The organism is Bacillus sp. 95MFCvi2.1, from assembly GCF_000374965.1.
GTDB classification, from domain to species: Bacteria; Bacillota; Bacilli; order Bacillales; family Bacillaceae_G; genus Bacillus_A; species Bacillus_A pseudomycoides.
Map to the genome: position 1 here is coordinate 108760 of NZ_KB895704.1, position 20374 is coordinate 129133.

18 protein-coding genes, 1 other RNA gene, 1 pseudogene and 1 riboswitch are annotated in these 20374 nt (G+C 36.0%); of the genes and pseudogenes, 4 read left to right on the forward strand and 16 right to left on the reverse strand.

Translation table 11 applies throughout. The features are described from left to right. Positions 1 to 2 precede the first annotated feature (2 nt). Entirely contained in the window at positions 3 to 275 is a 273-nt protein-coding gene (locus C568_RS0119735; RefSeq protein ID WP_003196439.1) for a DUF2533 family protein, read from the reverse strand. A 56-nt stretch (positions 276 to 331) separates the two neighbouring features. Beyond that, positions 332 to 787, reverse strand: a complete 456-nt coding sequence (locus C568_RS0119740) for a GNAT family N-acetyltransferase (protein WP_018764311.1) — start codon at positions 785 to 787, stop codon at positions 332 to 334. Between the two features lie 71 nt (positions 788 to 858). Here C568_RS0119740 and C568_RS0119745 point away from each other — a divergent pair, with 71 nt between their 5' ends. Next, complete coding sequence (locus C568_RS0119745; protein WP_000369734.1) at positions 859 to 1113, forward strand: DUF3931 domain-containing protein; 255 nt, start codon at positions 859 to 861, stop codon at positions 1111 to 1113. 3 nt (positions 1114 to 1116) lie between these two features. Here the strand turns inward: C568_RS0119745 and C568_RS0119750 are convergent, their stop codons facing one another. Further along, positions 1117 to 4776, reverse strand: a complete 3660-nt coding sequence (locus C568_RS0119750) for a dynamin family protein (protein ID WP_018782521.1) — start codon at positions 4774 to 4776, stop codon at positions 1117 to 1119. A 490-nt stretch (positions 4777 to 5266) separates the two neighbouring features. On the opposite strand from C568_RS0119750, the gene C568_RS0119765 reads away from it, so the two are divergent. Then, positions 5267 to 6430, forward strand: a complete 1164-nt coding sequence (locus C568_RS0119765; protein ID WP_018782522.1) for a DUF418 domain-containing protein — start codon at positions 5267 to 5269, stop codon at positions 6428 to 6430. Positions 6431 to 6449: 19 nt separating this feature from the next. Here C568_RS0119765 and pbuX read toward each other — a convergent pair whose 3' ends face one another. From pbuX to C568_RS0119780, 3 genes are all read right to left on the reverse strand, one after another. Beyond that, positions 6450 to 7772: a xanthine permease PbuX gene (gene pbuX / locus C568_RS0119770; protein WP_003196428.1), complete on the reverse strand. Its 1323-nt coding sequence runs from the start codon at positions 7770 to 7772 to the stop codon at positions 6450 to 6452. Between the two features lie 2 nt (positions 7773 to 7774). Continuing rightward, positions 7775 to 8368, reverse strand: coding sequence for a xanthine phosphoribosyltransferase (locus C568_RS0119775; RefSeq protein ID WP_016114144.1), 594 nt, complete (start codon positions 8366 to 8368; stop codon positions 7775 to 7777). Between the two features lie 106 nt (positions 8369 to 8474). Next, positions 8475 to 8576: riboswitch (purine riboswitch) on the reverse strand. A gap of 125 nt (positions 8577 to 8701) precedes the next feature. Continuing rightward, on the reverse strand, positions 8702 to 9448 hold the full coding sequence (locus C568_RS0119780; RefSeq protein WP_029427542.1) for a type I methionyl aminopeptidase: 747 nt from the start codon (positions 9446 to 9448) through the stop codon (positions 8702 to 8704). Between the two features lie 439 nt (positions 9449 to 9887). On the opposite strand from C568_RS0119780, the gene C568_RS0119790 reads away from it, so the two are divergent. Both C568_RS0119790 and C568_RS0119795 read left to right on the forward strand, forming a co-directional pair. After that, positions 9888 to 10361, forward strand: coding sequence for a cytochrome c oxidase subunit II (locus C568_RS0119790; protein WP_018782523.1), 474 nt, complete (start codon positions 9888 to 9890; stop codon positions 10359 to 10361). Further along, positions 10358 to 12007: a b(o/a)3-type cytochrome-c oxidase subunit 1 gene (locus tag C568_RS0119795; RefSeq protein ID WP_018782524.1), complete on the forward strand. Its 1650-nt coding sequence runs from the start codon at positions 10358 to 10360 to the stop codon at positions 12005 to 12007. The genes C568_RS0119790 and C568_RS0119795 overlap by 4 nt, the downstream gene beginning before the upstream one ends. Before the next feature lie 90 nt (positions 12008 to 12097). Here the strand turns inward: C568_RS0119795 and C568_RS0119800 are convergent, their stop codons facing one another. The 10 genes and pseudogenes from C568_RS0119800 to C568_RS34830 all read right to left on the reverse strand — a co-directional run. Next, the gene (locus tag C568_RS0119800) at positions 12098 to 12655 is read right to left on the reverse strand and encodes an SMI1/KNR4 family protein (RefSeq protein ID WP_029427545.1); all 558 of its coding nucleotides are present in this window, start codon (positions 12653 to 12655) and stop codon (positions 12098 to 12100) included. Positions 12656 to 12749: 94 nt separating this feature from the next. Further along, positions 12750 to 13229, reverse strand: coding sequence for a GNAT family N-acetyltransferase (locus tag C568_RS0119805; protein ID WP_003206633.1), 480 nt, complete (start codon positions 13227 to 13229; stop codon positions 12750 to 12752). Between the two features lie 84 nt (positions 13230 to 13313). Further along, the gene (locus C568_RS0119810; protein ID WP_018782526.1) at positions 13314 to 14831 is read right to left on the reverse strand and encodes a carboxypeptidase M32; all 1518 of its coding nucleotides are present in this window, start codon (positions 14829 to 14831) and stop codon (positions 13314 to 13316) included. A 147-nt stretch (positions 14832 to 14978) separates the two neighbouring features. Next, positions 14979 to 16916: an ATP-dependent DNA helicase gene (locus C568_RS0119815; protein WP_018782527.1), complete on the reverse strand. Its 1938-nt coding sequence runs from the start codon at positions 16914 to 16916 to the stop codon at positions 14979 to 14981. A gap of 133 nt (positions 16917 to 17049) precedes the next feature. After that, a complete protein-coding gene (locus tag C568_RS0119820) occupies positions 17050 to 17235 on the reverse strand; it encodes a DUF3921 domain-containing protein (protein ID WP_003196411.1) in 186 nt (61 codons plus the stop codon). Positions 17236 to 17297: 62 nt separating this feature from the next. Next, entirely contained in the window at positions 17298 to 18437 is a 1140-nt protein-coding gene (locus C568_RS0119825) for a THUMP domain-containing class I SAM-dependent RNA methyltransferase (protein WP_018764299.1), read from the reverse strand. A 180-nt stretch (positions 18438 to 18617) separates the two neighbouring features. Further along, an RNA gene (gene rnpB / locus C568_RS33315) (RNase P RNA component class B) lies at positions 18618 to 19009 on the reverse strand. Between the two features lie 87 nt (positions 19010 to 19096). Continuing rightward, positions 19097 to 19432: a cell division regulator GpsB gene (gene gpsB / locus C568_RS0119830; RefSeq protein ID WP_016114126.1), complete on the reverse strand. Its 336-nt coding sequence runs from the start codon at positions 19430 to 19432 to the stop codon at positions 19097 to 19099. 97 nt (positions 19433 to 19529) lie between these two features. After that, complete coding sequence (locus C568_RS0119835; RefSeq protein ID WP_003196406.1) at positions 19530 to 20084, reverse strand: DUF1273 domain-containing protein; 555 nt, start codon at positions 20082 to 20084, stop codon at positions 19530 to 19532. A 56-nt stretch (positions 20085 to 20140) separates the two neighbouring features. After that, positions 20141 to 20374: pseudogene (locus tag C568_RS34830) on the reverse strand (spore coat protein); the annotation flags it as partial.

The window sequence follows — 20374 nt, forward strand, 5'->3', positions numbered from 1 at the left end:
GCTTAACGACCTTCTTTCTCTTGCAGACGACCTACATACTCCATAACCATATCTTCTGTTACAATTTTACGTTGCGGTGCAACACCTCGTTTAGCAAGAGCATTGATTTGCTTCGTTACCATATTAATTGCATCTACTGAGAAATGTTTTCCATTTGACGCAAGTGCTACTGCTGCTTCAATTGCCGCTTCACGCTGTGCTTCTAACTGTAAAAATGTTGTCACAATTTCATTTTGTTTACGAGAATGTGCTGTAATTGCTTTATGTACTTCCATCTTCTCTTCCCCCTAAATAATTTATACTTTCTCGCCAATTCTTCATAAGAAAATGACTAGAGTTCTATTGTAAGCCGAATCATATCTCGGCATACAATCCCATTTTCAATAATCTCTTCTTCATAATGCTTCGAAAAGTAATCAAAATCAATAGAAAAAATACGAAAACCACATTTTTGATAGAAAGCAAGCTGTGAAATACTAGAATTCCCTGTCCCTACCTCAAGGTTATGCATGTGTTTTTCTTTGGCAGTTGCAATTGCATGCTGTAATAACTGTTTTCCAAGTCCTTGCCCTTGTATTTCTTCTGAAACAGCGATATTCATAATTTCCATTGTTTGCGGTCTTGTTTCAAGTAATACATATACGCCAATAACATTTTCTTCATATTTTGCAATATATAAAAGACCTCTCTTCAAATATGAATTAATTTGCCTCTCACTGGGATCAGCAAGCAACAATAATGACATCGGCGCCTTATCTTGCGAAATACGTTCCATGACAATTTTCATGAAATTTCCCCTTTCTCTCTTGTTCTAAACCCTCCTTGTCTACCATAAGTAATACAAAGGAGGGATTCACCATGGACAACAATGAGAAAAAATGCAACGTCATCTCGATTGATGGAAAGAAAAAGAAAAACGGAACATATTCCCACCCAAAATTAGTTGTAGATGGAAAAACATATGAGTTTTCTTCATTCGTCTTATGCGGTGAAACACCAGATGGCAGACGGTTAGTTCTGACTCATATGATTTCTACAGATGAATTTGCAGGATTCGTAAAATCTCTGGATGCTGTATTACAAAAGAAAATTGAACGAATCTTTTTTTCATAGAGCTTATAAAATATGAATTTCTTTTTCGATTGCTGCTAACTGTTTCTGTAATTGTTCCTTACTTTGTTCATATAGCGACACATCAATTGTCTCTGCTAAAGCGAATAATACACTTGCATAATATTGCTTAACATCTTCCTGCATCACTTTTTTGAATAAGTCCCATTTCAATTCCCATTCTTGTTTATAATGCTGGATAAATATCTCTTCTTCATCAGCTACATATTGGGATACGACAGGCTCAAGTGATTCCTTCGTATCTTCCTGCATTGTTGCTTTATCATTTTTTTCAAAGAAACTTTTCTCATTTTTGAAATGAGATAATGCCTTTTTAAAATGCTTTATTTCTATAGAAGGAAACGGCTCTTTATGCGTAATAACTTGGTATTCATAATCTGCTGTCCCATTCATAGAAATAGATTCGTTTTCCAACTTACATTTCACTGCAATTTCATCTTTTGCACGTTGCATCGCTTCATCCATCCATTTTTCAAGACGTAGTGACGTTGCTCGCATTTCCTGTAATAAATCATGTTGGATAAAGGCTACAAGTTCCATGAGACATTCTTGCAACTTAATTTTCACATTTCCATCTGTTCGAAGGGATGCTGGGTTAATAAATTCAGTAAACACATCGTTATAACGTAAAAATAGACGTTGCTGCACATAATATAACAGTTCTTTCACTTCATTTTGCATCGCTTGCTCTTCTGCAAGTACACTATACGATGAAATAATATGAAGTAGCTGCTCACGTTCTGCTTCATATTTTTTTATTTGTTTTTCTTTCTCATCGTTCCCTTGCTTTGCTCCTTGTATCATATTTACAAGAAGCTGCTCAGCACTTTGCAATGCACTATATAAAGAATGGACAGATACGAGCATTAAATCACGCATCATAAAGGATGTAAATGATTCTTCAAACTTTGTAATCCCCGAATTTTTCAAGATACCATACTTTTCTTTTGCAATACTCTTTCCTTGTTTCTCCTCAAGTGCACATAAGCTCGAAATTGCAAATAGACGTGGATTTCGGATACCGTATTGCAGGAGCTGGTCTGCTATATAGCCTTTTACCATTTCAAGTTCATCCTCAGACTGAGCTAAATCCGCTGCGTTAATTAAAAAGAACATTTTATCAAGCGCAAATGTATCTTTGACACGGCCAAGTTGAATTAAAAATTCACGATCCGCCCTTGAAAAGACATGATTGTAGTATGTTACAAATAAAATCGCATCAGCGTTTTTAATATATTGGAATGCAACGTCTGTATGTCGAGCATTAATAGAATCTGCTCCTGGTGTATCAACAAGTGCAACGCCTTGTCTTGTTAAAGCACAATCATAGTATAATTCCATATATTCAACAAAACATGATTTCTCTTCATTCGCTACATAATCAGAGAATTCCTCTAACGTAACTTGCACTTGTTCTCCCAAATGATTAGAAACTGCTTGATATCCCCTCTGCACTGCACGTAAAAAACTAAATGTTGTTTTCTGCTTTCCACTTGGTGACGGGTATTGTAGGATTGTATCTATTTGTAATAACGCTTCTTCAAATGTCTTTATTTCATAATGAAACAATTTATAAACTGCTTTCATATCTTCTAATAGCGCCTGCTTCGATTTAAACTGAACAATTACTGTGCCGTGAGGTTTGTCTTCTGTAATCGGTAAAATCTGATTAATCGTCGCCGTTGTTGGATTTGGTGATACCGGGAGTACATTCGCACCAAGCAATGCATTTGCAAATGATGATTTCCCTGCACTAAAAGCTCCAAATAACGCTACTGTAAATTGCTTTGTTTCAACACGTTTTCTTTTCCCGACAACTTCTTGATGCAAATGTTTAAGTGTAGGAAGAGTTTCTAATATTGTTTCCGCATCTTTTACTTGTTCTAATATACGATGAATATTTAATGTTGCTGTTGTTTTTACATTTTCTTCCTTATACGAAATACTATCACTTTGTACCTCTTGTTCTTGTAATGTAAACTTCTCATTTACAACCTGTTTCTTCCCTTGTAATACTTTTTCTACTTGCAATTCATTTGGCACCGGTACATGATCGCTCCAAATACCTTGTAAGTAATTCTCGTATTTATCATACGCCTCAATATATTGTAATTTTGTTTCTTTTGCTGTCTGTAACATAGTATATTGCTCAATTTCTTGTTCAATATGAGCAATCTCTTTCTCCATCTTTTTCCGTAAAACGCCCGTGCTTTGCTCAAAAATTTGCTGTGCTTTCATAAAGTAGCGTTTCTTCAGCTCATTCGCAACATCCGCTGTATAAAGAAGCAAGTAATCTCCTGTAAACCCTGCACCTTGTTTAATGGTTTCTGCTAATAATTCTGGACCAAAAGAAATTCGCAGTGCATATATGTCTTTTCCGACTTCTTCTGTAAACATCCCTTCATCTTTTAAGAAAGCCACAATAAACTCTTTCACATGAAAATCAATCTGTGTTTCAACGGTCTTCCCTAGTGCTGAATAAAATGCATCTAAACGCCGCTGTTTTTCTTGCTCTGTTTTTCCTTTTGCAAATAGCAAACCAACTTTAAACTTCGTTAGCTTCGTTTCTAAATATTGATTTGCTAGCTCTCTCATTTCAAATGGCATTAAGTAAGCATTGTCTAATATTGCTTGCAATCCTTTTATAAATTCATTTTTCACGTCCGATTCTTTACTAGCCACACGTCGTTTATTTTCAATAAGCTCTTCTTTCTTTTCCATTACGTCTGTAAGCGATAGAGGTGATGCTAATTCTTTTTGGTAGGGCATTAATTGTTTTTCATTTTCTGCAAGAATAAATGAAAAATGTTCTTGTAATAAATATGCCGTTTCTCTTTCCATACCATTGCCCACATACTGCTCACGCTCTTTCATAATCGAAGAAAGTAATTTCTCTAATCTTTGTATTTCATTATACGGATGGTTCATCATTCGTAAAGAAGTATAAAAAATACCATCTACTTCAATATCCCAGTTAGAAAACGATTGACTCACACTTTGCCTATAATCTTCAAATGATAGCTCATTTTCTTTATGCTTATCGATTTGATTGATAACAAGATAAACTGTTTTATTACGCTGCTTTAATTCTTTCACAAACTGCAAATTCACTTCTGACTGAACATGGTTATAATCCATCATGTAAAAAATAACATCCGCAAGATGCAGTGTTGATTCTGTTGCTAATTGATGCGCATCATCTGTTGAATCAATTCCAGGTGTATCAACGAGCATAACGCCATCAGGAATTGGCGCATCATTTCGATAAATATGAACGCTAATTATTTCATCACCATTTTTACAAAGCTGTTTCAATTCTTCCGCCGAGTATGCACCATCATATTCATAATGCTCTCCAGATTTCACTGTCACAACAACACGGTCCTGTCCCTTTTCAATTTTAACAACGTTCGCGCTTGTCGGAATCGGACTTGTTGGTAATAACTGCGCTTTATATAAGTGATTCATCATTGTCGATTTTCCAGCAGAAAAGTGACCGCAAAAAGCAATCATAAGCTGTTCTTGCTTATATTTTTGAATCACTTCAAACAACTTCAAACTATTTTCCGTATCACCATGCTTCTGCCATTCTTCATAAAAACAAACAAGCTTTTTCATACTGTTTGTCTGTACTATGTTTGTCATCCCCTTGTTCCCCTTTATTCCAAGATGTATATACCCTACTATCATACTAAATTTTCAGGATATTCTCATTAAAAATAAAAAATCCCTTTCATTCTTTTGACAGATGAAAGGGATTCTATGTAAGTTTGTTCATTTTGTTGCTCCGACTCCATTTAACACATATTTTGTAACGACAGCATACACAGCCACCGTTCCTGCAACTAATGCATATACCATATTTAGCACACCAACCTTTTTTGATAATGATTATCACTTTTGAGTATATTTTATCATTAAAGAGAATCATTATCAATATTAATTTCTAAAAAAGAAGCTCCTTGAAAATAAGGAGCTTCTTTACTACCTGTTTTAAAGGAGTGAAAAACTTGCTGTGCATCCTTATTATATCTCATAACAAACATCTTAACAGTTTCAAAAATTGGAAATCCCCTCTATCTCCTTTTGATAACATTTTGTATAATAAAAGGGCTTTATTCAAAGGAGGAAAATAATGGAACGAAGTGTTTCGAACGGTGAGAGGATTCATTCTATCGATATTATTAGAGGGATTGCTGTATTTGGTATTTTTCTTGTTAACTGGCCTGTTATTGCTGGTGTTGACACTAGTGAAATCACAGGAGGTTATGAAGGAATAGACCGTTATATTCGCCTATTTTATGACATGTTTATTCAAACAAAATTTTATACTATTTTTTCATTTTTGTTTGGACTAGGATTTTACATTTTCATGCAGCGTGCTGAGACAAAAACAGATCATCCAAAAACATTATTTGTTCGTCGTCTCCTCATCTTATTATTATTCGGCTTCATGCATTATGTCCTTTTATGGGATGGGGATATTTTACATAGCTATGCAATTGCAGGATTTTTCTTATTTTTATTTTATAAAAAAAAGCCTCGTACTGTTTTAATATGTGCTTTAGTTCTATTAGGACTTTTCCAGTTTTTCATGCTACTAATGAGTTTACTCCTTATGTTTATGCCAATAGAAGCATTAAGAACTTCCCACCCCATTATGCCTTTAGAAAATTGGGGAGTACAAGTGCAAGATCGCTTTACAGACTTTTATTCTGAAGTAATCCAGACAAACCTTTTTATACTTCCAGAAATAGTTGGATTATTCTTGCTCGGCTTATATGCCGGCAAAAACGACATTTTCCGCCGAACGAAGGAACTAGATCCAAAACTAAAAAAGTGGCAAATCATTATGTTCGTTTTAACATTACCTATTTGGTTCTTCATGATTCGCTACTTTGTGGCAAAACAACCATATGAACCAATCTACATGAGAGGTCTTACAATGTTTAGCGGGAAAACATTATTTATCTTTTACAGTTTCACACTTATGCGCTTATTACAGAAGGAGCGTTGGCAGAAGCTATTACGTCCATTCCAATATGTAGGACGAATGGCACTAACAAATTACATTTCAAGCACAATCATTACATTGCTTGTGTTTGGTCTGTTTTTCAAAAATTATTTACCAGTACCATTATGGATCGGCCCAATATTTTGCATCGGCTTTTATACATTACAAATCTGTATTAGTCGCTGGTGGCTCTCTCATTATCAGTACGGTCCACTTGAATATATTTGGCGCCTTGGCACATATGGAAAAATGATGCCTCTAAAAAAGAAAAGCAAGGTCTCTTAATGAGAACCTTGCTTTTTGTTTATGCTTCTGTTACAGCACTTTGCATTGGAATTTGCTCTTCTTTTGTTTTCGCTTTGCGCTGCGGAATCATATTAAACACAATATTTAAGAGTACAGCTGACGCACTTCCAAGTACAATTCCGTTATCTGTTAAAATACGAATACTTTCTGGAAGCTGAGAGAATAACGTTGGAACGACTGTTACACCAAGGCCAATTCCAACAGAGCATGCTACGATTAATAAATTTTCTTGTTTTGCAAAGTCTACACTACTTAACATTTTAATACCGTATGCCATAACCATCCCAAACATTGCTAGCATGGCACCACCAAGTACTGGCTTTGGAATAATCGTTGTGATAGCTGCAATTTTTGGAATAAAACCAAGAACGATTAACATACCACCGCACGTATAAATAATGACGCGATTTCGTACACCTGTTAATTGAACAAGACCTACGTTTTGCGAATAAGTCGTATATGGAAATGCATTAAAAATACCACCTAAGATCATCGCTAATCCTTCGGCACGATAACCCTTTGTTAGCTCTTTTTCACCAATCTTTTTGTTACATATATCGGATAAAGCGAAATACACGCCAGTTGCTTCCACAATCCCAACACAAGCAACGAGAATCATCGTAATAACCGGCGTTAACTCAAATGTTGGTGTGCCAAAGTAAAACGGTTGAATACCGTGAAACCACTCTGCTTCTCCAACAGCCTGCAAGCTCACCTTTCCCATAAATGCTGCAATAATCGTACCAAATAAAAGACCAAGTAATATAGAAATAGAACGGATAAAACCATCAAAGAAGCGGTACATAATTATAATAAATAGTAAAACACCAAATGCTAACGCTAAGTTTTCTAGACTTCCAAAATCCTTACTTCCAACTCCTCCAGCCATGTCATTAATAGCCGCTGGAACTAATGTAACTCCAATAACTGTAACAACAGAACCCGTTACTACAGGCGGGAACAGTTTCACAAGCTTTCCAAATAATTTTGCAAAAATAACAACGAACAATCCTGCTGCAATAATTGCTCCATATATAGAAGAAACACCGTACTGTTTACCGATGGCGATCATCGGTCCAACTGCTGTAAACGTACAACCAAGTACAACAGGAAGGCCAATTCCAAAAAATCGATTCGATAAAGCTTGTAAAATTGTTGCGACACCACACATTAATAAATCGATGGATACTAAGTATGTTAATTCTCGTTGATTTAAGCCAAGTCCTCCGCCAACAATAAGTGGAACAATTATTGCTCCTGCATACATCGCAAGCATATGTTGCACGCCAAGGGATGCGATTTTAAATGGGTGTTGCTTCATGACTATTTCACCTCCGCAGTCTCATGCTGAACAAATGTAACAGTACCGTTATCAAGTGATGCAATTTCTGCAAGTGATTCTACACGAACACCGTTCTCACGTAGTTTCTTTCCTCCGTCTTGAAATGCTTTTTCAATAACAATTCCAATCCCAGCAATACTTGCACCGGCTTGCTCTACTAAACTCATTAAGCCTAAAGCAGCCTGACCGTTTGCTAAAAAGTCATCAATGATTAATACACGATCATTTTCATGGATATGATTTCTAGATAATGAAATCTCATTCGTTTCTTGTTTTGTAAATGAGTATACTTTTGCAACATACATATTATCTTGTAACGTTAACGATTTCCGCTTTCTTGCAAAAACCACTTTTACACCAAGCTCTAAACCTGCCATAACCGCTGGTGCAATACCCGAAGATTCAATCGTCACGATTTTCGTAATATTATCTTCCTTAAAACGCTGTGCAAACTCTTTTCCTATTTTCTGCATAAGTACTGGATCAATTTGATGATTTAAAAAGGCATCTACCTTCAACACATCACCAGATAAAACCTTTCCTTCGTTTAAAATCTTTTCTTGTAATACTTTCATGTTTGCTCCCCCTCTTATGCAAATAAAAAACTCCAAAAGCAGCCACCACTCGTTACAAGTGAGAGACGTGCTTTTGGAGCTTGGCAAAAAAGAATGCTAAACCAGCAATATATTCGTCCTCACCCATAGTCAAAGTATTTACGGTACTTCGGTAGAAACTTGCAGGCCATATCCCCGCGATTATATGAGTGTAGCTAACCTATTTATTTTATAGAAGGATTATAACGCACTTTTTTTACTTTGAAAAGCGTTTCTAGAAAAAACACGTACAAATTTTACAAAAACATCTTTTTCGTTCGAGTTTTGAAACCTCTTACATTTCGTATTCTTCTACTAGAGACTCGTTAAAATAACTGGTCCATCCTTTGTAATTGCTATCGTGTGCTCGTATTGCGCTGCCAATTTTCCATCCATCGTACGGGCAGTCCATCCATTTAAATCTACTTTTGAATATCGCATACCTACATTTACAATCGGTTCGATCGTTATTACCATTCCTTCTTGTAATTCTGATCCTTGACCTGACTTTCCAAAATGAAAAATTGCTGGTTCTTCATGGATTTCTTTACCAATTCCATGCCCTGTAAAATCCCTTGCGACAGAAAACCCTTCCGAAGCTACATAACTTTCAATCGCATATCCAATATCACCTACACGATTTCCGATTATCGCTTGCTCAATTCCTTTATATAAAGCATTTTCCGTTACTAGTAATAACTTTTCTGCTTCATTAGAAATATCCCCTATTTTATGAGTCCATGCAGAATCAGCAAGAGCACCATTTAAGTTCACTACCATGTCAATCGTAACAATATCACCTCCCTTTAATGGGTGAGTAGTCGGAAAACCATGACACATTTCATCATTCACAGATGCACATATTGCATATGGATAATTGTTATATCCTTTTTGTTCAGGTGTCGCACCATTCTTTTCTAAATACGTTTCAACAAATGTATTAATTTCCAATGTCGTGATACCTGGTTTTATTATTTTCGCAATTTCTTGATGACACGAAGCTAGTAAATTTCCCGATTCGCGCATCAAATTTATTTCTTTTTTCGTTTTTATTGTACTCATGAAATCTCCCCTCGATAAAAGCTTTCCAAATTTAATCATACACATCCTCCTCAACAATTTCAAAAGAGCATTCATTTCACATTTTTTTCACAAATTAACATTCCAAAACTTGTAAGAATCCGCGACTTTATAAGTTCTCATCATAGACATAGTTTTTATTGTATCAATGAACACTTTTTGAAAGCACATTCGGACGTGATGAAATTATCTAAATTTTTTGTATTATAAAAATGTAAGATTTCATTTATCCAAGGAGGGGTATCATGGGGGAACATAATTTACATCAGACAGAAACTGAAAACACTCAAAAAAGTTCGTTAAAAGGAACTTTAATCTCTGTTTTTTTTATTGGTTTTTTCATTATTTTCACGTGGTTTAGCGTCTATCAAATTTTTGTTAATCGGCTATAAGATATAGTTCTGAAAAGGGAGATGGAGATATGCACTTACATAAATACGAAAAAACTTGGCTCATTTTCGGTGTCGGCTCACTGTTCGTATTTTTGGCTGTTTTAGGGATTAGTGCTTTTTATATGGGTAACAAACCACCGAGTTGTTTAACTACAATTGACCCAGAAAAGGTTCAAGCGACCGCACCATTTGATCAACCCGGCGTTAAACAAGTTGGAAAAAATCATTATCAAGTGACGATTGTCTCACAAGCTTTTTCTTTTACACCAAATACAATTAAAGTACCAAAAGGTGCAAAAGTAGATTTTGTCGTTGCAACAAAAGATGTTGTACATGGTTTTGAAATCGCAGGGACAAATGTCAACATGATGATTGAACCTGGATATGTAAGTACCGCTTCACAAGTTTTTCAAAAATCTGGAGAGTATTTAATTGTCTGTAATGAATATTGTGGTACTGGCCATCATATGATGAGCGCGAAAGTAGAGGTGACCGACAAATGATTGCACTGCAGGATAAAATAAGCAAACGAGATGCAAAATTAGCAATGGCTCATATTCACATCGCATTTATCGCCCTGTTTTTAGGTGGGTTATGCGGATTACTACAAGTTCTTGTCCGTTCAGGAAAATTCAATTTACCTGCTGGTATTGGTTATTATCAAGTGTTAACAACACACGGTGTTTTACTCGGGCTCGTCTTAACAACGTTCTTTATTATCGGTTTCTTATTTGCTTGTATGAGTAAAACAACTGGTGTCCTCTCAAAAGGTGCCCGACAAACAGGCTGGATCGGTTTTTGGCTTATGACAATTGGAACAACAATTACTGCAATTTTTATCCTACTCAATAAAGCTACTGTACTCTATACGTTCTATGCTCCATTAAAAGCACATCCTGGATTTTACATTGGCCTTACCCTTGTTATTGTTGGAAGTTGGTTCAGCGGATTTGCAATGTTTGCTCAGTATCGTACATGGAAAAAACATAACAAAGGAAAAATAGGTCCTCTGTTAAGCTTTATGGCTGTTGTGACAATGGCACTATGGCTTGTTGCAACACTTGGTGTAGCGGCAGCAGCACTTATTCAATTTATTCCATGGAGCCTAGGCTTTATTGATAAAATTGACGTCCTGGTCAGCCGAACACTATTTTGGTACTTCGGTCATCCGCTCGTTTATTTTTGGCTCCTTCCTGCCTATATGGCTTGGTATGTCATTATACCGAAAATTATTGGCGGTAAAATTTTCAGTGACTCACTAGCTCGTTTGTCATTCATCTTATTTTTACTATTTTCTATGCCTGTAGGATTCCACCACCAATTAACAGAACCAGGTATTGACCCTGGGTGGAAATACTTACAAGTTGTCTTAACATTTATGGTTGTCATTCCATCTTTAATGACCGCCTTCTCTTTATTTGCAACCTTTGAACAGTTTGGGCGTTCAAAAGGAGCTACTGGACTATTTGGATGGCTTCGAATGCTCCCATGGGGAGATGCTAGATTTTTCGCTCCATTCGTCGGTATGTTAATGTTTATTCCAGCTGGTGCTGGTGGACTTGTCAATGCAAGTAACCAACTAAACCAGGTCGTTCATAATACTGTATGGATAACTGGGCATTTCCACTTAACATTAGCAACATCTGTTGTATTAACATTTTTCGGAATCGCCTATTGGTTAATTCCACATCTAACAGGACGCGTCATGACAAAGGAAATGAACCGGCTTGCCATGATTCAAACTTGCGTGTGGGCTATCGGTATGTTCTTCATGTCTGCTGGTATGCACTTTGCCGGGTTACTCGGAGCACCTCGGCGTTCTGCTTTTTCTACATATGGAAATTCGCAGCAAGCACTTGAATGGATTCCATATCAAATTGCGCAAGCAGTCGGAGGCGCCATTTTATTCGTTGGCATTGTTATCGCAATTATTATTTATGTGGATCTTGTCTTCTTCGCTCCAAAAGGACAAACGGAATTCCCAATTGGTGAAGTAGCTGATGCATCTGAACGGACACCGATGGTTTTCGATAATTGGAAGCTTTGGATTGGCATTACAGCTCTACTCATTTTATTCGCTTATACCATTCCGTTTATCGATATGATTCAAAATGCTCCGCCCGGTTCAAAAGGGTTTAAATTATGGTAAGTGAAAAGCAGAGGGGATATCCCCTCTGCTTTATTTCGAGAATAGCTATTTAATCAGGTACCTGCAGGCTTAATAAGCATAATCCTTTTCTTAATATTCTTCCTTGATTTGTTCGCTATCATCATAGACTTCCCCATTTACAAGCCCTCTAATAAAACTCTCAAAGTCTTTTGCTAACCATGTAATTTTATAGTCATATTCTTGATCGATATGTACAACACAAGGCTCTCCTTTCGGGCCACACTCCCTATAATCAAGAAATACCATATCGTGTCCAGCCGAGGGACAATCACAAATAGCTACTCCTATTTCAGGATATCCCCATTCTTCAATCCAAAATTCACTACCAAATTCTCCACCTAATGAAGAACTTTTTTTATATCCAATACCATAAATACCAGTTATAGCAACATGATCCTCTGCCCAACTTGTAGGAATATCTGTAGGAAAACAATCGTTTATTGGAATTCCCCCATTATGCTTCTTCATTAACCAAATATAAGATTCAGGTAGCTTATACCCTAATTCATTTTCTAGTTTAGAAATCATTTCATCTGTAAGATATTCAGAAATATATTCATCTCTTGCATATTCGCTGTCATCCCAAAAGTTATTAAAATCAAAATTATCAAAACAACTCACTTTCATATCCCTCCCTAAATTTCAAAAAAATGTATTTTTATGTACGATAGGCTCCATAAAAAACATAAATCACTACTAAGCAAATCGTTTCAAAACTATTTTATCTTGATGGACATAAAGTCACATACATCATTTTTAAAAATTCAAAGCGACTTCCATTTGTCTCTTGAATAAAAGCTCCAACTGCTTCAAAACCTGCTTTCTTATAAACATTAATTGCCCTTTGATTAAATGTTGCCACTGATAACGTTATATACTTAGGTTGATATTTTTTTTCACAAAAAACCAGACCTGCCTTTATAAATACCAAACCTAATCCATTTCCAGTCAGGTTTGGTTTCATTCCAAGTCCAATATCCACTGTATGTATATCTACTTTATTAAAACTAAAAAATCCAACAAGCCTATTATTCTCACTAACAGCAAAAGTCGTTTCTCCGCGTATTTTAGGATCTAAAAACTCCACTAAATCTTCTTGATCGGCTTCCATATCATAAAAAGAATACTTATCCTCATAGTGCCATTTAAACGCAATTTCTTCTGCTTGCTCTTGTGTCATCACTTCAAAAGTATAATTCACTTCTCTTCCTCCTTAAGCAACGCACATATACAGTAAAATGTTAATTCATAAAAAGGAGCTGCATTAAAGCAGCTCCTGTTCTTTTTATAACTCATAAATCTCTTTATATTTCGCTTCTAAATAATCCGCTAAATAATTTGCATTTAACCCTTCACCTGTTATATCCTCTAATATTTGTAATGGTTTTTTCGTTTTACCATATTGGTGAATATTTCTTGTTAACCATTCACGAATTGGTGTCACATTTCCTTCTTCTAGCAATGCATCGAAGTTTGGAATTTCCTCTAACATCTTATGTTTAAATTGCGCTGCATACATATAACCAAGTGCATAAGATGGAAAATATCCAAAAGATCCATCTGACCAATGTACATCTTGTAGCACACCCTGTGCATCCGTTTCTGGACGGATACCTAAATAACTCTCCATCTTGTCATTCCATGCTGCCGGCAAGTCTTTTACTTCTAATGTTCCATCAAATAATTCTTTCTCCAGTTCATAACGAACCATAACGTGAAGCGGATATGTAAGTTCATCTGCCTCAATACGTATAAAGGAAGGTTTTGATTCATTAATCGCATCATAGAATTCATTTACAGATACGTTTTCAAATTGCCCATCACTAAATTGTTTCAATATATCATAATTTTTCTTCCAGAACGATTTATTACGTCCAATAAAGTTTTCAAAGAATAGCGATTGCGATTCATGGATTCCCATCGATGTACCACTGCAAAGCGGTGTTCCTTCTAATTCTTCTGAAATATTTTGTTCATATACAGCATGTCCACATTCATGAATTGTTCCGAAAACTGCCATGCGGAAGTCATTCTCATCATAACGAGTTGTAATGCGAACATCCCCTCTATTTAATGTAATTTCAAAAGGATGTATCGTTTCATCAAGACGGCCAGCCTCGAAATTATAATTTAATTGCGTTAGTAACTCTAAAGTAAAATTCTTTTGTTGTTCTTTTGAAAAATGTTCAAATAAGACATTTGTTTTTAATTCTTTATTTGATTCACCAATATCTTTTACAAGTGGAACAATACGCTCACGTAGTTGTCCAAATACATGATCTAACACTTCTACTGTCATACCTGGCTCATACATATCTAAAAGCGTATTATACTTATAAGTTTCATAACCCCAATATGTAATAAATTTTTTCTTATATTCAACAATTTTTTCTAAGTATGGTCGGAACATTTCAAAATCAGATTTTTCACGTGCTTCTCCCCAAACACTTTCCGATTTTGCTTGCAATTTAACAAACTCTTCATACTCGGCCTGTGGAATTTTTTTATTTCGATCATACGCTTTGCGGCACTCTTCTACAATTTTCTTTGTTGTTTCGGAAATTTTATTATCTACTATTAGCTGTTCTAATTCTTTTAAATATCTTTCCATCTCATCAGAAGTTGATAATGAAAATACCTCTGATGAAAGCATTCCTATTACCTCAGAGCGTTGATCCACACCTTGTTTCGGTGCTCCTGTACGTAAATCCCAAAATATTAGGCTTAATGCTTCCCCATAATTATTTATCTTTTTCACGTGTGCTAAAAACTCTTTTTCTACTTCATATGTAGCGATTGTCATATTTTATTGCCTCCTTTTTCTACCTCACCTATATTTCGACATAAAGATATAAAGTCCTTTTCCATATAGAAAGAAAAAGCTTAGCAAACGCTAAGCTTTTTCCATTGGTGAGGGGTGCCGAAAACCGCTACTGATTACAGTTTCACTTTATAGTACCGTACCTTCTACTGGAAGTACTTTCTTTACAGCCTCAATAACCTTTTCATTTTCATTCTCTGATAAGAATAACGAAATAGCACCTTTATCTTCGCTCGTACGAATTAAACGTCCAATTCCTTGACGAAGACGTAAAATCATATATGGTACATCTACATCCCAAAACGGATCATTAACATGCTTACGTTTCGCTTCAAACACAGGATCGTTTGGAGGGAATGGTAGCGACCAAATAATGACATGTGATAGTGAAGAACCCGGAATATCTAAACCTTCCCATAAATGAACAGCGCAAAGCACAGTCTCTTGTTCATTTTGGAAGCGGGAAACAAGCTGACTAATCTCTTGATCTCCTTCATATAAGAACGGAACAGACATTTGTTCTTTATTCACATATTCTTTGAACGCCGCAAGTTCTTGTGTTGTACGGAATAATACAAGCGTACGCCCATTTGTTTTTTGAATGTTCTCAAGCGTATACTGACATTTTCGTTCCCATTCATTTTCCTGGTTATACGATGGTAAGTATACTTTCATTTGCTCTTCATAATCAAATGGAGAAGCTACTGAGAATGATAAATAATCTTTTACCCCTAAACTATTTGCTGTAAATGCGAATGAATCATTTTCAGATAATGTAGCAGAAGAGAAGATATACGGAATCTTTTTCGAGAATACTTTCTCCTGTAGCACTTCTTCTACCGCACGTGGCATAATAACTAACGTAAAGGCACCCTCACCTTCTTCTCCCCATGTAATTACATTTTTCTCATGCATAAAGAGACGAAGTGAATGTTCCAGTACATCTAAATGCTCATCAACGATATTTAAATCATAAGTGTTTACTGTATACATTTCACTTTCAAATACAAGAGCATCACCAACTTCAGCAATTTTTGCATAAAGTCGTTTCGCTTCTGTAATCACTTTTTCTGTTACTGTAATTTCTAAACGATCTGATCCAGCAATTTCTTTTTTACTTTCTCTTAATACATCAAAGAAACGCTCTGTTTGCCAAATTGTCTCTTCTACTAAATGAGCAAACTCTTCTCGAATATCATTTTGTAATAATCTTGTTAAGAGTTGCTCCATCATCGTTTGCTTTAATCGATACGTCAGTGCTTTTTGCGCTGCGTATTCCACAAGGTGTCCTTCATCAAAAACAACGCAACTGCTTTCTGGTAAAAGCGGCATTTGCCCTTCGCGTTTACGAGCATCATATGTCCAAATATGATCCATATAGAAATCTTGAGAGCAAATAATTAAATCTGCTGCTTTACGGTAATGTTCACGAGAGAGCGTTTGACCACAACGGTGACGAGAATCACATGTGAAGCAGTCTTGGAAATAATCCCAAGATACCTTTGACCATTCTTCGTCATTTAATAATGGAAACTCTTTTCGATCACCGTAATGCGTAAAGTTTTGCATTGTTCCATGATCAAATACAAACTGAGGTAATTCATAATATAGATCTTCAATTACTTCTGGAGCTCGTCCACTCATTACATCTTCAAGTTTACGTAAACATAAATAATTATCCATTGATTTCGCTAGACGTACATCAACAGATAACCCTAATGCTTCTGATAATTTCGCAATGTCCCCTTCTTCTTTCACAAGCTGCTCGATTAGCGTTTCGTCTGCACAAGCAATAATAGCTGGCTTTCCTGTATAACGCGCATAACAAATTGCATATAAAAGATACACAATCGTTTTTCCCGTTCCTACACCCGCCTCTGCGAACATAACTTTCTTCTCTTGAAACGCTCGTTCTAATTGGAATGCCATAAAAATTTGTTCATCGCGTTCTTCAAAACCTTTTTCTGGGAGGATATCGTAAAACACATCTCCAATCCACTCATTCAACTTATCATAAAAATTATCTTGTTTCCCTACTTCAAATGGTAATCTCTTCTCAGTAAACATCCTTAGCCTCCAACCAAAAAGTTTTTCTATAAAAAGATATAGCAACTGCTATATCTAAATAGCAGTTGCTTTCCCCTGTTGCAATACATAGAAATGAGCGAAAAAAATTTTCCTTTATATAAAGGAAAATTTTTCACTCTATTAATGACTTTAAGTAACGCTTATCAATCAATGTCTCATATGATAATGCAGATAAATATTCTTCCTGTGCTTTCTGTATTTCATCTGCAACTACACCCTGAAGATTAATTTCTTTTCCAAGCTCATCATACGTACGATGAATGGCCTTTTGAATCATCGACAATTGGAAACCATCCATATTTATTCCTCCTTTTGCACATTACATAATAGCCAGTATATGCGCGTCAAAGAGGTTTTATACTATGAATTACGAGGTGGGCGTTTACCAAAGTACTGGTAATAGTCTGTACGAATAAAACCGTTAAATAGTTTACGCTTTTTCGATGCATCTTTTCCATAACATTTTTCAAACGCTTCATAGCTCGTTAATAAATACAGTGACCACGTATCTAATGGGCGGAATACTTCTCCCATTTCTTTATATAATTTTTCAACAAGCGCTTTTTCACTTAAACGTTCTCCGTATGGAGGATTCGTTACAACATAGCCATATTCCTCTTTTGTTGTAAAATCTTTTACTTGCATTTGTTTAAATGAAATTAAGTCACCCAGTCCAACTTCATCAGCATTGTCCTGTGCAACTCTTATCATACGGTGGTCGATATCTGATCCAATAATTTGCAATGGTTGATCATAATTCGCTAAATCTTCTACTTCTTGACGAGCCTCACGCCAATTTTCTTTACCAATCCAACCCCATGCATCTGATGCAAACTCACGGTTAAAACCAGGAGCAATATTTTGACCAATTAAAGCTGCCTCAATCGGAATTGTTCCAGATCCACAAAACGGATCAACAAACGGACGATCTGGCTTCCAATTTGTAAGTTTAATTAAAGATGCCGCTAATGTTTCTTTCAAAGGCGCTTCCCCTTGGTCAAGGCGGTATCCACGTTTATGAAGACCAACGCCACTCGCGTCAATTGTCAATGTTGCAATATCTTTTAGCATCGCAATCTCGATACGGAATAAAGGACCATCTTCTTCAAACCAAGTTGTACGTCTATATGTTGTCTTTAGTTTCTCAACAACAGCCTTTTTCACAATACGTTGACAATCTGAAACACTAAATAATGTTGATTTTAAAGACTTCCCAATTACAGGAAACTCTCCATTTTCTGGAATGTAATCTCCCCAGTTCAATGCTTTTGTTTTTTCAAACAATTCATCGAATGTTGTTGCTTTAAATTCACCAACTTTAATTTTCACACGATCTGCAGTGCGTAACCATAAATTAGTGCGACAAATCGCTTTTGCATCCGCTTCAAACGTTACTTTTCCGTTTTCTACTTGGCATTCATAACCAAGATCGCGAACTTCTCTTGCAACTAAAGCTTCAATTCCCATTGCTGCTGTTGCAATTAAAGTAACTTTTCCCATTTGCATTCACCTCTTATGTATAATCAAACAATAATTAATAGCTTTTCCTTCTATTAATTATTAAATATTACGAAGTATTTTCTTATTTACCATTTTAACTCACAAGTTATAACTTCATACAAATAAAAAGCCCTCCTCTTACAAAGGAGAGCTGAGTCATTCCATAATTGGTTCATAACGTTCTGTAAGCCATGTTCTGTTCCTTTGTACTGCAAACGGCCCACGCCTCGTACTCCGGTGGCAATCATCTATCTACAGGTTACTCGAACCTGTCCTTTTCCATCGTTCATTTCCTTGGAAAAGATTCCCCTACCATTATTTGGGTTTCTCGCTCGTGGGGTTTACCTCGTTCCACTCCTATCATTTCTTCAAGGACTTCGTCACTGTGGCACTTTAAAGGTAGTCAAACCATATCCAAAAGGACTTAGGTTTTTTCCCTGCCGTTAATCCAGCCTTACAGCCAGAATACCCTAGCTTATGAATTGGCTAGGCACGAACACTACAACCATCTCAGGTCGTGCGAGCATGGACTTTCCTCTACAACGTTGGCGTTGCAGCGATTACCCAAACGTTATGACAAACATTAGTATAGTGGAAACAAAAAGATTTTGCAATGCTTTTTTATATGTAAAATGCTTTAATCTTTTTCTATCCCTAGATTACTCGTATAACTTACTTCCAAATACAGCTTTTTCCAGATTAGATAAACGCTTTAAAATATCCGTGTTCGTATTGTTGTATACAGGTTGTGCAACCGGTGTTGGAGCTGGTTGTTGCGGCACTTGCACTGCCGCTACTTTTTGCTCTTCTAATTCACGTTTTAAACGAACATTTTGTTGCTGTAATTGCTCAAGTTCCTTATGAAATGCCTCATAATCCTTAATAATCATATCAAGAAACTTATCTACTTCTTCTTGCTGGTAACCTCTCATACCTGTTTTAAATTCTTTTTCCAAAATATCTTTCGCTGTTAATTTAATTTTATCCGAAATCATTTTCTTCACCTCAAATTTTTACCAAAACTTTCATTAACTAAATTTTTTCAGAAACAATGTCTTTTGTCAATCCTATATACATGAGCTATATTACATATTACTCGGCATTATCCCACTGTTCCTCTTCTATTATATCTTGTAAATCAGAAAAAAGAATGAAATAACTGTGATAATTTTCTATTTCACCTTTTTTCTTTGCTGCTTCTACTATGTATTTAGGACTTCCTGGTTTTTCTTCATCATACACTGCCAAAAGTGCATTACTTTTTTCAATAAAAAATTGATTTTTTAATCGAAATTGCTCAGGACTTTCATATTTTCTTTTCGTAATACTATCAACATGATCTGCTTGCCCTAGAATAAACTCATATAGTTCTCGATTTCCCTCTTTCCAATTTTCCTCTTGTTCTAAAAAAGGAGTAAACACAGCAAGCTTTAAATTAGGATATTCTAGCTGCAAGTCAAAAACAACTTCAGCAGCCCATAACTCTACTCCTAACTGCCCACTAATAATAACCCATTCCAACCCTTCTTCTATAAAAGCAAGTAACTTACGATGCAATGCTTTTTTTATACAAATAACGCCTGGATGATCATCCTTAAATATCCCAAGTTCAAATGGTTTATATCCTGTTACCGCAACAACTTTCATATCAACACTCCAATAAAAAGAAAAGAACTAGCATTTTGCTAGTTCTAACATAACATTTACTTTTTAAACATTCCACCTACATTTGGTCCTGGTCCGTATGGAGATACTTGTGGTCCTACATTTGGTCCTGGTCCGTATGGAGATACATGATGCCCATGGCCACACGGTCCACCGAATCCTCCAACTCCAGGTCCGCCGAATCCTCCAACTCCAGGTCCACCGAATCCTCCAACTCCAGGTCCACCGAATCCTCCAACTCCAGGTCCACCGAATCCTCCAACTCCAGGTCC

Excerpts from the sequence above, each read along its gene's own strand:
- C568_RS0119750 (WP_018782521.1), bottom strand. The coding sequence starts at position 4,776 with ATGACAAACATAGTACAGACAAACAGTATGAAAAAGCTTGTTTGTTTT.
- C568_RS0119780 (WP_029427542.1), bottom strand. The coding sequence starts at position 9,448 with ATGAGTACAATAAAAACGAAAAAAGAAATAAATTTGATGCGCGAATCG.
- C568_RS0119810 (WP_018782526.1), bottom strand. The coding sequence starts at position 14,831 with ATGACAATCGCTACATATGAAGTAGAAAAAGAGTTTTTAGCACACGTG.
- C568_RS0119815 (WP_018782527.1), bottom strand. The coding sequence starts at position 16,916 with ATGTTTACTGAGAAGAGATTACCATTTGAAGTAGGGAAACAAGATAAT.
- C568_RS0119740 (WP_018764311.1), bottom strand. The coding sequence starts at position 787 with ATGAAAATTGTCATGGAACGTATTTCGCAAGATAAGGCGCCGATGTCA.
- C568_RS0119775 (WP_016114144.1), bottom strand. The coding sequence starts at position 8,368 with ATGAAAGTATTACAAGAAAAGATTTTAAACGAAGGAAAGGTTTTATCT.
- C568_RS0119800 (WP_029427545.1), bottom strand. The coding sequence starts at position 12,655 with ATGAAAGTGAGTTGTTTTGATAATTTTGATTTTAATAACTTTTGGGAT.
- C568_RS0119835 (WP_003196406.1), bottom strand. The coding sequence starts at position 20,084 with ATGAAAGTTGTTGCGGTAACAGGATATAAACCATTTGAACTTGGGATA.
- C568_RS0119735 (WP_003196439.1), bottom strand. The coding sequence starts at position 275 with ATGGAAGTACATAAAGCAATTACAGCACATTCTCGTAAACAAAATGAA.
- C568_RS0119765 (WP_018782522.1), top strand. The coding sequence starts at position 5,267 with ATGGAACGAAGTGTTTCGAACGGTGAGAGGATTCATTCTATCGATATT.
- C568_RS0119795 (WP_018782524.1), top strand. The coding sequence starts at position 10,358 with ATGATTGCACTGCAGGATAAAATAAGCAAACGAGATGCAAAATTAGCA.
- C568_RS0119745 (WP_000369734.1), top strand. The coding sequence starts at position 859 with ATGGACAACAATGAGAAAAAATGCAACGTCATCTCGATTGATGGAAAG.
- gpsB (WP_016114126.1), bottom strand. The coding sequence starts at position 19,432 with ATGATTTCGGATAAAATTAAATTAACAGCGAAAGATATTTTGGAAAAA.
- C568_RS0119790 (WP_018782523.1), top strand. The coding sequence starts at position 9,888 with ATGCACTTACATAAATACGAAAAAACTTGGCTCATTTTCGGTGTCGGC.
- C568_RS0119825 (WP_018764299.1), bottom strand. The coding sequence starts at position 18,437 with ATGGGAAAAGTTACTTTAATTGCAACAGCAGCAATGGGAATTGAAGCT.
- pbuX (WP_003196428.1), bottom strand. The coding sequence starts at position 7,772 with ATGAAGCAACACCCATTTAAAATCGCATCCCTTGGCGTGCAACATATG.
- C568_RS0119820 (WP_003196411.1), bottom strand. The coding sequence starts at position 17,235 with ATGGATGGTTTCCAATTGTCGATGATTCAAAAGGCCATTCATCGTACG.